This window comes from Patulibacter defluvii (genome assembly GCF_034096925.1).
GTDB lineage: Bacteria > Actinomycetota > Thermoleophilia > Solirubrobacterales > Solirubrobacteraceae > Patulibacter > Patulibacter defluvii.
The window spans coordinates 20848-34456 of record NZ_JAWZSQ010000014.1 but is presented as its reverse complement, the minus strand read 5'-3'; the positions used below and the strand labels follow the sequence as shown (position 1 = coordinate 34456).

The window sequence follows — 13609 nt, the reverse complement described above, 5'->3', positions numbered from 1 at the left end:
GAGCCGGCCTCAGTCGCCCCACCAGCCCTGCAGGATCTCGCCGTCGCCGAGGCAGCGGGCACCGGCGACCAGCAGCTCCATCCCCTCGGGGCCGCCCTCGAAGGCCCGCGCCATCCGCGGGCCGACCCGCAGCGCGTCGCGGGCGGTCAGCTCGATCGTCTGGTCGTCGACCTGGGCGCGGCCGCTGCCGGCCAGCACCACGTAGACCTCCTCGGCCTCGACGTGGCGATGGCCGAAGGCCTGGCGGGTGTCGGCGTTGATCCGGTGCAGCGCCAGCCCGGTCCGCTCCAGTCCCAGCTCACCGGTCGCGAAGCGGGCCTCGCCGACGTGGCCGACGCCGAACCCGGGCGCCTGGTCCTCGACGTCGAGCAGGTTGCGGTGGGTGACGCCCTCCTGCGGGCGGGGGAAGAGCCCGACCCCGCCGAGCGGCTGCGCGTCGACCCGCTGGACCGGCCGCTCGGGGTCGAGCAGCGCCAGCACCTTCGCCACCTGCGGGTCGTCCTCCAACCCGGCCTCGGCCTGCTCCAGCTCGGCGGCCGAGCCCCAGCGCTCGTCGACCAGGATCACGTCGGGATCGCTGCTGCTGCGGCTGACCACGTACTGGTCGCAGCCGGGCGTGCCGCGGAGGCCCTTGGCGGCCTCCAGCAGCAGCTCGGCCAGCTGGTCGCCGGATCCGGGGCGGGCGGTGAACTGCACGTGCCGTGCGACGGTCGTCATGCTGGCAACGATGCCCGGTCCCGTCCCCCCGGTCTTGGAGAAAGCCGCCAACCTGCCCGCGGGGGCGACCACCAGCACCCGCGGGATCCTCGCCCCGGCCGAGGCGGCGCGGCGGTTCGCGCTCGAGCGGCGATCGCCGCCGGCGGCGCTGGCCGAGCGGGTCGAGCGGCACTGGATCACCCGCTGGGACCTGCGCGGGCAGCCCGACCACGTCCAGCAGGTGCTGCCGCACCCGTGCGTCAACCTGGTCGTCCACGACGGGATCGTCGGGGTCTACGGGGTCGCCGCGGTCCGCGACGTCCGGCGGCTGCGGGGCCGCGGCCAGGCGGTCGGCACGAAGTTCCGGCCGGGGGCGTTCGCGGCCCTCACGCCGGTCGCGATGGTCGACCTCAACGCTCGCCCGCAGCGGCTGGTCGAGGTCTTCGGCCGCGACGGCGCCGCGCTCGAACGGCGGCTGCTGGCGCTCGACCCGGCCGGTCCGGGCCCGCTGCTCGCCGAGCTGGAGGCCTTCCTGGCGCCGCGGCTGCCGGGGGAGGACCCGGCCTACGCGCTGGTGCGGGCGGTCGCGGCGGACATGCTGCGGCGGGCGTCGGAGACCCGGGTCGAGGCGCTGGCCCGCGACCACGGCGTCTCCTCGCGGACGCTCCAGCGGCTGTTCCGGAGCCTGATCGGCGTCGGCCCGAAGTGGGTCCTGCGCCGCTACCGGGTCCACGAGGCGGCCGAGCGGCTGGCCGATCCCGACCCGCCGTCGCTGGCGCGGCTGGCCCAGGAGCTGGGCTACGCCGACCAGGCGCACCTCAGCCGTGAGTTCCGAAACGCGGTCGGCGTCGCTCCGGCGGCCTACCTGCGCGGCGCTCCGCCGCCCCGCTGAGACCGCCGCCGAGGGGTCGCGCGGGAGCCCAACCCCCCGGCCGTCCCCTTGCCGTCCGCGAGCTTGCATACTAGTGTGGCAATGCCGGGGACAGCGTCGTGCGATGCTGCCCTGGAGCCCCCTTTCGAACCGGATCGCAGGACCGATGCCCGACGCCCCGCCCGACCCCGATCCCACCGAGACCCAGGAGTGGCTGGAGGCGCTCGACGCCGTCCTCGACCACGACGGGCAGGACCGCGCCGAGGAGCTGCTGGAGCGGCTGGTCGAGCGCGCCCGCCGCCGCGGCGTGACCGCCTCGCTCCACGGCACCACGCCCTACGTCAACACGATCCCGCCGGAGCTGCAGGCCGCGCCCGACACCGATCCGGCCGTCGAGCGGCGGGTCCGCTCGCTGGTCCGCTGGAACGCGCTGGCGACCGTCCTCCAGGCCAACAAGGAGTCGTCCGAGCTGGGCGGCCACATCGCCAGCTTCCAGTCGGCGGCGACCCTCTACGAGGTCGGCTTCAACCACTTCTGGCGGGCGCCGAGCGAGCAGCACGGCGGCGACCTGGTCTACATCCAGGGCCACAGCTCGCCCGGGATCTACGCCCGCGCCTTCCTCGAGGGCCGGCTCGACGAGGACCAGCTGCGCAACTTCCGCCAGGAGTCGGGGGCGCACGGCCTCGGCATCCCCGAGCGGGTCGGCGGCCAGGCGCCCGGCCTCTCGTCCTACCCGCACCCGTGGCTGATGCCGGACTTCTGGCAGTTCCCGACCGTCTCGATGGGCCTCGGGCCGCTGATGGCGATCTACCAGGCGCGGTTCATGAAGTACCTCGACGGCCGCGGGATCAGCGACACCAAGCAGCGCGACGTCTGGGTCTTCTGCGGCGACGGCGAGATGGACGAGCCGGAGTCGATGGGCGCGATCGGGATGGCCGGCCGCGAGAAGCTCGACAACCTGACCTTCGTCGTCAACTGCAACCTCCAGCGGCTCGACGGCCCGGTCCGCGGCAACGGCAAGGTGATCCAGGAGCTGGAGGCCGAGTTCCGCGGCGCCGGCTGGAACGTGATCAAGGTCGTCTGGGGCTCGCGCTGGGACCCGCTGCTGGAGGCCGACGACGAGGGCCACCTGGTGCGGCTGATGGAGGAGACCGTCGACGGCGAGTACCAGACGCTGAAGTCGCGCGACGGGGCCTACGTCCGCGAGCACTTCTTCGGCAAGCACCCGGAGACGGCGAAGATGGTCGCCGACTGGCCCGACGAGGAGGTCTGGGCGCTCAACCGCGGCGGCCACGACCCGGCCAAGGTCTACGCGGCCTACGCCGCCGCCCGCGCCCACGAGGGCCAGCCGACGGTGATCCTGGCCAAGACCATCAAGGGCTACGGGATGGGCGCCTCGGGCGAGGGCCAGAACATCACCCACCAGCAGAAGAAGATGACCGAGAACGTCCTGCGGACGTTCCGCGAGCGCTTCGGGCTCGAGCTGACCGACGAGGAGGTCCACGACGTCGCCTTCAAGAAGCCGCCCGAGGACAGCGAGGAGATGCGCTTCCTGCGCGAGCGGCGCGAGGCGCTCGGCGGCAGCCTGCCGGCCCGCCGGCCGACGGCCGAGGCGCTCGAGGTGCCGCCGCTGGAGGACGTCTTCAAGTCGGTGCTCGAGGGCAGCGCCGACCGCGAGGTCTCGACCACGATGGTCTTCGTCCGCCTGCTCTCCGCGCTGCTGCGCGACCGCGGGCTGAAGAAGCACATCGTCCCGATCGTCCCCGACGAGTCGCGGACCTTCGGCATGGAGGGGATGTTCCGCCAGCTCGGGATCTACTCCCAGGTCGGCCAGCTGTACCAGCCGGAGGACTCCGAGCAGCTGATGTTCTACCGCGAGGACCGCCAGGGGCAGATCCTCCAGGAGGGCATCAACGAGCCGGGCGCGATGTCGTCGTGGATCGCCGCCGCGACCTCGTACTCGAACCACGGGGTCCCGATGATCCCGTTCTACGTCTACTACTCGATGTTCGGCTTCCAGCGGGTCGGCGACCTGGCCTGGGCGGCCGGCGACAGCCGCGCCCGCGGCTTCCTGGTCGGCGGCACCGCCGGCCGCACGACGCTCAACGGCGAGGGCCTGCAGCACGAGGACGGCCACAGCCACCTGCAGGCGGCGCTGATCCCCAACTGCGTCGCCTACGACCCGGCCTACGGCTACGAGCTGGCCGTGATCGTCCACGACGGCCTGCGGCGGATGGTCGCCGAGCAGGAGGACGTCTTCTACTACCTGACGGTGATGAACGAGAACTACCAGCAGCCCGCGCTGCCGGAGGGCTCGGTCGAGGGGATCCTGAAGGGCATCCACCGGATCCGGTCCGCGGACGACGGGCCGGCCGTGCGGCTGCTGGGGTCGGGCACGATCCTGCGCGAGGTGCTGGCCGGCGCCGAGCTGCTGGCCGACGAGTGGGGCGTCCCGTCCGACGTCTTCAGCGTCACCTCGTTCAGCGAGCTGGCGCGCGACGGCCAGGCGGTCGAGCGCCGCAACCGGCTGCACCCGACCGCCGACCCGGAGCAGGCCTACGTGACCGGGGCGCTCGGCGGGGCCGACGACGATGGGGCGCCGGTCGTCGCGGCCTCGGACTACATCCGCGCGGTCGCCGAGCAGATCCGTCCCTGGGTGCCCGGCCGCTACCACGTGCTGGGCACCGACGGCTTCGGCCGCTCCGACTACCGGCGGGCGCTGCGGCGGTTCTTCGAGGTCGACCGCCACCACGTGGTGGTCGCCGCGCTGCACGCCCTCGGCCGGGCCGAGGACGCCCAGAAGGCCATCGACAAGTACGAGATCGACGCCGACGTGGAGGCACCGTGGCGACGCTGAGCGAGGTACCCGTCCCCGACATCGGCGACTTCGAGGACGTTCCCGTCATCGAGCTGCTGGTGTCCGTCGGCGACGCCGTGGCCCAGGAGGACCCGCTGGTCGTCCTGGAGTCGGACAAGGCGACGATGGAGGTGCCGTCGACCGCGGCCGGCACCGTCAAGGAGCTGAAGGTCGCGGTCGGCGACACGGTCTCGGAAGGGACCGTGATCGCCGTGATCGAGGTCGACGGCGACGGATCGTCGGACGACGGCGGCGATGGCGGCGACGAGGCCGACGGCGGCGAGGCCGACGCGGCGCCCGCGGCGACGGCCGAGGAGGCGAAGCCGGCCGCGAAGGAGCCGCCGGCCGCCGAGCCGGAACCGGCCGCCGAGCCGCGGGAGGACGCGCCGGCGGCATCGTCGGGCGGCCCGGTCTACGCCAGCCCGACCGTCCGCCGGCTGGCCCGCGAGCAGGGCGTCGACCTGAGCCGCGTGACCGGCAGCGGCCGCAAGGGCCGGATCACCCGCGAGGACGTCGAGCGGGCCGCCGCCGGCGAGACCGCCGCGGCGCCGACCGCGGGCTCCGGCGGGGCGGCCGCCGCCGACGCCGGCGAGTCGCTGGGCCTCGCTCCCTGGCCGAAGGTCGACTTCGCGAAGTACGGCGAGGTCGAGCGGGTGCCGCTGACCCGGATCCAGCGGATCAGCGGGCCGAACCTGGCCCGCAACTGGGTCCGGATCCCGCACGTCACGCACGACGAGGACGCCGACATCACCGAGCTGGAGGCGTTCCGCAAGCAGGTCAACGGCGAGCAGTCCGACGTCAAGGTGACGATGGTCGCGCTGCTGATGAAGGCGGTCTCGGCGACGCTCTTCGCCTTCCCGCGCTTCAACAGCTCGCTCGACGGGGACGAGCTGGTGGTCAAGAAGTACCACCACCTGGGCTTCGCGGCCGACACCCCGAACGGGCTCGTGGTGCCGGTGATCAAGGACGTCGAGAAGAAGGGCATCCTCCAGATCGCCGCCGACCTGGCCGAGCTCTCGGGCAAGGCCCGCGCCGGCAAGCTGATGCCGGGCGACATGGCCGGCGGGACCTTCTCGATCTCCAGCCTCGGCGGGATCGGGGGCACCTCGTTCACCCCGATCGTCAACGCGCCCGAGGTGGCGATCCTCGGCGTCACCCGCTCGGCGACCAAGCCGGTCTGGGACGGCGAGCAGTTCGTCCCGCGGCTGATCGTGCCGCTGTCGCTCTCCTACGACCACCGCGTGATCGACGGCGCGGCCGCGGCCCGCTTCTGCGCCCACCTGGCCAGGGTCCTGGCCGACTACCGGAGGATCCTGCTGTGAGTGCGCCGATCGAGGTCAAGGTCCCCGACATCGGGGACTTCAGCGACGTGCCGGTGATCGAGCTGCTGGTGGCGCCGGGCGACGAGGTCCAGAAGGAGGATCCGCTGGTCGTCCTGGAGTCGGACAAGGCGACGATGGAGGTGCCCGCGCCCGCCGCCGGCACCGTCGAGGCGCTGAAGGTCGCCGTCGGCGACACCGTCTCCGAGGGGACCGTGATCGCCGTCCTGCAGGCCGCAGAGGTCGAGACGTCGAAGGGCGATCTCGCGTCCGCCGACGGCGCGAGCGCGCGATCCGACGTCCCGGCGACGCCGGATCGCGATCTCGCGGGGGAGGCCGACGCGAGCCCGCGATCGTCCGACCCGTCGTCGCCGCGGCCGCAGCCCTCCAAGGCCGAGCGGCGGGGCGAGATCCACGCCGACGTGGTCGTGCTCGGCTCCGGCGTTGGCGGCTACACCGCCGCCTTCCGCGCCGCCGACCTCGGGCTCGACGTGGTGCTGGTGACCCGCGACGAGCGGCTCGGCGGCGTCTGCCTGAACGTCGGCTGCATCCCCTCGAAGGCGCTGCTGCACGCGGCCAAGGTGATCGCCGACGCCGAGGCCGCCGGCGCCCACGGGATCGCCTTCGGGAAGCCCGAGGTCGACCTCGACGCGCTGCGCGGCTGGAAGGACGACGTCGTCGCCAAGCTGACCGGCGGCCTGGCCCAGATGGCGAAGGGCCGCAAGGTCCGCGTCGTCACCGGCGAGGCCCGCTTCACCGACGCCCACGCGCTCGACGTCGGCGGCAGCGAGGTGACCTTCGACAGCGCGATCGTCGCCACCGGCTCGCAGCCGATCGCGCTGCCCGACGTGCCGGACGACGAGCGGGTGATCGATTCGACCGGCGCGCTCGAGCTGCGCGACGTGCCCGAGCGGCTGCTGGTGATCGGCGGCGGGATCATCGGGCTCGAGATGGCGACCGTCTACGACGCGCTTGGCTCGACCGTGACCGTGGTCGAGATGGCCGACCAGCTGATCCCCGGCGCCGACGCCGACCTGGTCAAGCCGCTCCAGAAGCGGATCGCCGACCGCTACGCCGCGATCCACCTGCGGACCAAGGTCCAGGCGATCGAGCCGACCGACGAGGGCCTGCGCGTCTCCTGGCAGGGCTTCGAGGAGGACGACCCGGTCACGACCGAGGTCTTCGACCGGGTGCTGGTGGCCGTCGGCCGGACCCCCAACGGCCACGGCCTCGGGCTGGAGGAGCTGGGCGTCGAGGTCGACGAGCGCGGCTTCGTGCCGGTCGACGAGCAGCAGCGCACGAAGCTGTCGCACGTCTACGCGATCGGCGACGTGGTCGGCCAGCCGATGCTCGCCCACAAGGCCGCGCACGAGGGCAAGGTCGCCGCCGAGGTGATCGCCGGCCACGACGTCGCGTTCGACGTCCGCGGGATCCCGTCGGTCGCCTACACCGATCCCGAGGTGGCGTGGATCGGCCTCACCGAGACCCAGGCCAAGGAGCGGGGCGTCGCCTACGAGACCGGCGTCTTCCCGTGGTCGGCGTCGGGCCGGGCGCTCTCGATGGACGCCGCCACCGGCACCACCAAGCTGCTCTTCGATCCCGAGAGCCAGCGGCTGCTGGGCGGCGGCGCGACCGGGGCCAACGCCGGCGAGCTGATCGCCGAGGTCGCGCTGGCGCTGGAGATGGGGGCGGAGGCGGGCGACATCGGCCTGACCGTCCACGCCCACCCGACGCTCTCGGAGACCGTCGCCTTCGCGGCCGAGATCTTCGCCGGCACGATCACCGACCTGCCGCAGAAGAAGAAGCGCCGCGACCGCGGCTGAGCGACCGCCGCTCAGCCGTCGTTGAGCAGGAAGTCCGGGACCGTGCGCGGCAGCGCGCGGCCGGACGCCTGCTGCCAGGCGGCCTCCATCATCCCCAGGTGCTCGTCCATCACGGACTCGATCCGCTGCTGGTCGCGGCTGGCGATCGCCTCCAGCGTCCGCTCGTGGATCTCGATCGTCCGCCGGTCCTCGTCGGGGTCGAGCGGGACCACGTAGCGGGCGACGTTCAGCTGCTCCATCAGGGCCTGCATCAGGACCACGATCGTGCGGTTGTGGGTGGCGCGGGCGATCGCCAGGTGGAAGCGGACGTCGAGGTCGCGGACGCCCTCCAGGTCGCGCGCGTTGCGCTGCAGCTCGAGGACCTCGTTGATCGCCTGGTAGTCCTGGTCGTTCATCAGGAAGCCGGCCAGGACCGCGACCCGCGGCTCGAACAGCCGCCGCGCCTCCAGCACCCCGGCGATCTCGCCGATGTTCGGCGGCGTCGCGCGGGCGCCCAGCTCCAGCGGGACGACGTCGGTCGCGACCCGGGCGCCGCTGCGGGCGCCCTGACCGGAGAGGATCTCCAGCACGCCGGCGTCGGCCAGCGCGTGGATCGCCTTGCGGATCGTCTGGCGGCTGACGCCCATCTGCTGGGCCAGGTCGCGCTCCGAGGGCAGCCGGTCGCCGATCCCGAAGCGGCCCTGGCGGATCGCCGCGGCGATCCGCTCCATCGCGGCGGCGGCGGTCCCGCGGGACTCGATCGGCTCGAACTCGACGCTCATCGCTGGCCCTCTCGGTCGGCGCCCACGGCCGGCTCGGCGCCCAGCCGCTCCAGCGTCCGGACGGTGAACGCCACGTGCTCCAGGTAGTCCTCGACCCGCACGTGCTCGTCGGGCGCGTGGATCCCGCTCGCCATCCGGGTCGAGCCGGGCGGCATCACGGCCGGGATCCCGAGCGCGTCCTCGAGCAGGTGGAGGGGACCGGCGCCGGGCACCATCGGGTAGCGCAGGGCGGGACCGAAGCGCTCCTCGGCGGCGCCGACCACGGCCCGGGCCAGCGGTGTGTCGAGCGGGCTGGCGGCGGCCGGGACGCCCTGCCGGACGTCGATCTCGATGTCGCCGAAGCCGCGCCGGTCGAGGTGCGCCCGCAGCCGGGCGACGGTCCCCTCGGGCGTCTGCCCGGCGACGAGGCGGAGGTCGAGCTTGGCGCGAGCCTCCGCGGGCAGGACCGTCTTCACGCCCGCGCCAGTGTAGCCGGCGTCCAGGCCGCTGACGTTGACCGTCGGCTCCAGCACCAGCCGCGTTCCCAGCTCCGTCTCCGGACGCGCGACGAACGGCGTCCGGTCGGGCAGCGCGGCGTCGCCGGCGTCGGGCGCGGGGATCCCCGCGGCGGCGGTGCGGGCGGCGGGGGAGGGGGCGGCGACGTCGTCGAGCCAGCCGTCGATCGTCGGCCGGCCGGCCTCGTCGCAGAGCGTGGTCAGGGCTCGCGCCAGCTCCAGCGGCGCGGAGCGGAAGACGCCGGCGAAGGCCGAGTGCTGGTCGCGGCGCAGGCTTCGCAGCCGCAGCTCGACGGCGACCAGCCCGCGGCAGCCGAAGCCGACCTCCGGCCGGCCGTCGTCGCGGCGCAGGTAGCTCTCCCACAGGCAGGCGTCGGCCCGCAGCCGCTCGCGCTCGGCGGTCAGCAGCGCGGCGAGGCCGGGGGAGCCGGTCTCCTCGCCGCCCTCGCAGAGCCAGGCGACGGTGCAGGGCAGGTCACCGGTGGTCGCCCGCAGCGCCTCGAGCGCGTGGATCCGGGCCATCACGTCGGCCTTGTCGTCGGCGGCGCCGCGGGCCACCAGCCGGCCGTCGGCGGTCAGCTCGGCGGCGAACGGCGGCGACGACCAGGCGTCGAGCGGATCGGGCGGCTGGACGTCGTAGTGGCTGTAGAGCAGGACGCTGTGGGGGCCGGCGCCGGCGGCGCGACCGACCACCGCCGGGGCGGCGCCGTCGACCGCCACCTGCCCGACCTCGTCGAGCACCGCGCGCAGGCGGTCGCTCAGCCAGTCGGCCATCTGCGCCATCGCCGGGCCGCCGACGGTCGAGACCGACGGGATCCGGCAGCAGTCGCGCAGCTCCTCGACCAGCCGCTCGCGGTGCTGGTCGATCCAGGCCAGGGCGGCTCCGTCAGGCACCGACGACCGTCCCCTGGCGGGCGCTGGCGGGATGGGCGCTGCGGACCCAGTGGCCGGGCCGCAGCTCGCGCAGCGGCGGGGCGGCGGTCGCGCAGCCGTCGTCGGCCGCCGCGTGCGGGCAGCGGTCGCGGAAGCGGCAGGCCGCCGGCGGGTCGATCAGGTCCGGCGGGCGGCCGGGGATCGCGGTCAGCCGGGCGTGGCGGACGTCGTCGCCGTCGAGCGGCGGCAGCGCCCCCAGCAGCGCCTCGGTGTAGGGGTGCTCGGGGCGGGCGAAGAGCGCCTCGACCGGCGCCTGCTCGACCACCTGGCCGGCGTACATCACCGCCACCCGGTCGGCGGTCTCGGCCGCGACGCCCATGTCGTGGGTGATCAGGATCATCCCCATCCCGTGCTCGTCGCGGAGGCTGGCGAGCAGGCCGAGGATGTCGGCCTGGACGGTCACGTCGAGCGCGGTGGTCGGCTCGTCGGCGATCAGCAGCCGTGGGTTGCAGGCCAGCGCCAGCGCGATCATCACCCGCTGCCGCATGCCGCCGGAGAGCTGGTGGGGATAGGCGTCCAGCCGCCGCTCGGGGCTGGAGATCCGCGTCTCGCCGAGCAGCTCGACGGCGCGCTTGCGGGCGGCGGCCTTGTCGAGCGGCAGGTGGCGGCGGAGCGTCTCGACGATCTGGGCGCCGACGGTGAAGCTCGGGTTGAGCGAGGTCAGCGGGTCCTGGAAGACCATCGCGATCTCCGGCCCCCGCAGCCGGTCGAGCGCCCGGCCCTCGAGCCCGACCAGCTCGCGGCCGTCGAAGCGGATCGAGCCGGCCGCGACCCGCCCGCGGGGGGCGGGCAGCAGGCCCATGATCGAGAGCGCGGTCGCCGACTTGCCGCAGCCCGACTCGCCGACGATCGCCAGCGTCTCGCCGGCGTCGAGCGACAGGTCGACGCCATCGACGGCGTGGACCACGCCGTGGCGGGTCGTGAACTGGGTCTTCAGGCCTTCGACCTCGAGCAGCGGCATGGTCTCTCGTCTCCTCCTCGACCCGGTCCGGGCCGCGGCCATAGTACAGATCAATGGCCCATGATGGGCAATTTTGGACCTAATAATGGTCCGCTTGCAAACCAAGGGATGGTCCTGTTAGCGTGCCAAAACGGCGCCACCGGAGAGCGAGTTCCGGCGCCGCACCGACAGGGAGAGGCAACAGGTGTTGACGTACTCGAAGGGCCAGGGCCGCCGGCCACTGGTGCCGCTGGCCACGCTGGCCGCCGCGACCGCCGCGGCGCTGGCCGCCGCCGGCTGCGGCGGGGGGAACGCGACGAGCGCCGGCGACGCGGGGTCGTCCGGATCGACCACCGCCGCCAGCGGCGGCGACACGTCGACGATGACGATCAGCCGCGCCAACGATCCGACGTCGCTCGATCCGGCGCAGCAGGTCTCGACCGGCGGCGGCCTCGAGACGCTGACCGCCTTCTACGACCGCCTGATCGACCTCGACGCCAAGGGCAACCTGAAGCCGGCGCTGGCGACCTCGTGGAAGCAGTCGTCCGACGGCCGCACGGTGACCGTCAAGCTGCGCGACGGGGTCCGCTTCCGCGACGGCTCGCCGTTCGACGCCGGCGAGGTCCGCTTCACCTGGCAGCGGATCGTGGGCATGAAGGCCCCTGCCGCCCAGTACTGGACCAACGTGAAGGACGTCGAGGCCGCCGACCCGCGGACCGTCGTCTTCCACCTGAAGGAGCCGAGCCCGACCTTCCTGCCGACCCTCGCCGGTCAGCGCGGCGTCTACATGGGCCCGAGCAAGGCCTGCGTCGCCAAGAACGAGAAGAAGAAGGGCGACTGGGCGAAGGACTACTTCACCGACCACGAGTGCGGCACCGGCGCCTACCAGCTGGACGCCTGGGACCACGACCAGCAGATCACCTTCGACCGCAACGAGGACTACTGGCGCGGCTGGGACGGCAACCACGTCAAGCGCTACGTCCAGAAGATCATCAAGGAGCCGAGCACCGCCCAGCTGCTGCTCGGCAAGGGCCAGCTCGACCTGGCCGCCGACGCGCTGCCGATCCAGGTCACCCAGCAGCTGAAGAAGGACCAGAACGTCCGGATCGACTCGGCGCCGACGACCACGATCGACCAGATCGTCTTCAACGCCGACAAGAAGCCGCTCAACGACCCGCGCGTGCGGCAGGCGATCGCGAAGCTGTTCGACTACGACGCGGCGATCCAGCAGGCCTACGCCGGCGACGCCGAGCGGGCCCGCGGGCCGATCCCGGCGACCGTCTGGCCGGCGATCCCGTCGACCGTGCCGCAGTTCGACCGCGACGTCGAGGGCGCCAAGAAGCTGCTGGCCGAGGCCGGCTACGCGAACGGCTTCTCGCTCGAGTTCGCCGTCGCCGACATCAACCAGTGGAAGAACCTGGCGGTGATCCTGCAGTCGAGCCTGGCCGAGGCCAAGATCGACGTCAAGACGACGATCAGCACCTGGCCGGTCCTGTTCTCGAAGCTCAGCAAGCCGAAGGGCGAGAAGCCGTTCGACCTGGCCGGCTTCCAGATGTGGGCGGCGATCCCCGACCCCAGCGACATCCTGATGTGGTGGAGCACCGACGCGATCACCGTCATCAACCCGGGCTGGGGCACCAAGGAGAGCGACCAGCTGATCGCCGACGCCGGCAACGAGATGGACCACGCCAAGCGCGTGACCCTCTACGAGCAGCTGATCGAGCGGATCGCCAAGGACGTGCCGGCGATCTGGATCGACCAGCCGCGCTACCTGACGCCGATGCGCAAGAACGTCGTCGGTTACGTCTACAACCCGTACTACAACGGCCTGCTCGACTTCTGGGCGCTGTCCAAGTCCTGAGCGAGCGGCGGCCGATGATCCTCCACCACCGCCCGGCGCCGTGAAGATCCTCGGCCTCGTCGCGCGACGGCTGATCGTCGTCATCCCGGTCCTGATCGGGGTGACGGTGATCACCTTCGCCATCACCCGCAGCGTCCCCGGCGATCCCGCGCGGGCGATCGCCGGTCCCTACGCGGACCAGCAGACGATCGCCAACGTCCGCGCCGAGTGGAAGCTCGACGACCCGCTCGTCACGCAGTACGTGGCCTACCTCGGCCGGCTGCTGCAGGGCGACCTGGGAACCTCGATCCAGACCCGCCACCCGGTCACCGACGACATCGGCACCCGGCTGCCGGCGACGCTCGAGCTGGCGACCGCGTCGCTGCTGCTGATGCTGCTGATCGGGATCGCGATGGGCGTGCTCGCCGCCGCCCGCCGCAACCGCCCGACCGACCACGTCGCCCGCTTCGTGGTCGTGCTCGGCGGGGCGCTGCCGACCTTCTGGCTGGCGCTGGTGCTGCAGCTCGTCTTCTTCAAGCTGCTCGGCTGGCTGCCGGCCACCGGGCGGCTGGGGGACGGCTCGCCACCGCCCTCCGACATCACCGGCTTCTTCACCGTCGACAGCCTCCTGAGCGGCAACCTGGGCGCGTTCTGGGAATCGCTCAAGCACCTGCTGCTGCCGGCCTTCACGCTCGCGCTGCTGGGGATCGCCGGGGTCGGCCGGATCACCCGCGCGACGATGCTCGACGTGCTCGAGAAGGACTACATCCGGGCCGCCCGCGCCCGCGGGATCCCGTGGCGGACGGTGGTCGTCAAGCACGCCCTGCGCAACGCGATGATCCCGACCGTGACCGTCGTCGGCCTGCTGTTCGGGTCGATGATCGGCGGCGCGCTGGTGGTCGAGTGGGTCTTCGGCTGGCCGGGGCTCGGTACCTACGCCGCGACCTCGATCACCAACCTCGACTACACGGCGATCATGGGCGTGACCGTGGTCTTCGCGATCGTCTACCTGATCGCGAACTTGGTGGTCGACGTCCTCTACCTCGTGCTCAACCCCGTGCTCCGGGAGGCCTAG

At 73.0% G+C, this 13609-nt stretch carries 10 protein-coding genes; 6 read left to right on the top strand and 4 right to left on the bottom strand.

Annotation, left to right across the window (positions count from 1 at the left end):
- Positions 1-9: 9 nt before the first annotated feature.
- A complete protein-coding gene (locus SH587_RS14730) occupies positions 10-717 on the bottom strand; it encodes an antibiotic biosynthesis monooxygenase (protein WP_320671390.1) in 708 nt (235 codons plus the stop codon).
- Between the two features lie 10 nt (positions 718-727).
- Between SH587_RS14730 and SH587_RS14725 the strand changes: the two genes are divergently transcribed.
- The 4 genes from SH587_RS14725 to lpdA all read left to right on the top strand — a co-directional run bounded on the left by SH587_RS14725 (position 728) and on the right by lpdA (position 7566).
- Positions 728-1588: a helix-turn-helix domain-containing protein gene (locus SH587_RS14725; protein WP_320671389.1), complete on the top strand. Its 861-nt coding sequence runs from the start codon at positions 728-730 to the stop codon at positions 1586-1588.
- A gap of 145 nt (positions 1589-1733) precedes the next feature.
- Positions 1734-4424 carry a pyruvate dehydrogenase (acetyl-transferring), homodimeric type gene (aceE, locus tag SH587_RS14720; RefSeq protein ID WP_320671388.1) on the top strand — a complete coding sequence of 897 codons (2691 nt, stop codon included), beginning with the start codon at positions 1734-1736 and terminating at the stop codon, positions 4422-4424.
- Positions 4412-5746, top strand: a complete 1335-nt coding sequence (gene aceF / locus SH587_RS14715) for a dihydrolipoyllysine-residue acetyltransferase (protein WP_320671387.1) — start codon at positions 4412-4414, stop codon at positions 5744-5746. The genes aceE and aceF overlap by 13 nt, the downstream gene beginning before the upstream one ends.
- A complete protein-coding gene (gene lpdA, locus SH587_RS14705) occupies positions 5743-7566 on the top strand; it encodes a dihydrolipoyl dehydrogenase (RefSeq protein ID WP_375341769.1) in 1824 nt (607 codons plus the stop codon). Before aceF ends, lpdA begins: the two co-directional genes overlap by 4 nt.
- Before the next feature lie 11 nt (positions 7567-7577).
- On the opposite strand, the gene SH587_RS14700 is transcribed toward lpdA, so the two are convergent.
- Genes SH587_RS14700 through SH587_RS14690 form a run of 3 tightly spaced genes read right to left on the bottom strand, consistent with a single transcriptional unit; the run spans position 7578 to position 10715 of the window.
- Positions 7578-8327: a FadR/GntR family transcriptional regulator gene (locus SH587_RS14700; protein ID WP_320671386.1), complete on the bottom strand. Its 750-nt coding sequence runs from the start codon at positions 8325-8327 to the stop codon at positions 7578-7580.
- Entirely contained in the window at positions 8324-9715 is a 1392-nt protein-coding gene (locus SH587_RS14695) for a M20/M25/M40 family metallo-hydrolase (protein WP_320671385.1), read from the bottom strand. The genes SH587_RS14700 and SH587_RS14695 overlap by 4 nt, the downstream gene beginning before the upstream one ends.
- Positions 9708-10715, bottom strand: coding sequence for an ABC transporter ATP-binding protein (locus SH587_RS14690; protein WP_320671384.1), 1008 nt, complete (start codon positions 10713-10715; stop codon positions 9708-9710). Before SH587_RS14690 ends, SH587_RS14695 begins: the two co-directional genes overlap by 8 nt.
- A 184-nt stretch (positions 10716-10899) precedes the next feature.
- On the opposite strand from SH587_RS14690, the gene SH587_RS14685 reads away from it, so the two are divergent.
- Both SH587_RS14685 and SH587_RS14680 read left to right on the top strand, forming a co-directional pair.
- Positions 10900-12555 (top strand): ABC transporter substrate-binding protein, encoded by a 1656-nt coding sequence (locus tag SH587_RS14685; protein ID WP_320671383.1) that lies wholly within the window; start codon positions 10900-10902, stop codon positions 12553-12555.
- 40 nt (positions 12556-12595) lie between these two features.
- Positions 12596-13609, top strand: coding sequence for an ABC transporter permease (locus tag SH587_RS14680; RefSeq protein ID WP_320671382.1), 1014 nt, complete (start codon positions 12596-12598; stop codon positions 13607-13609).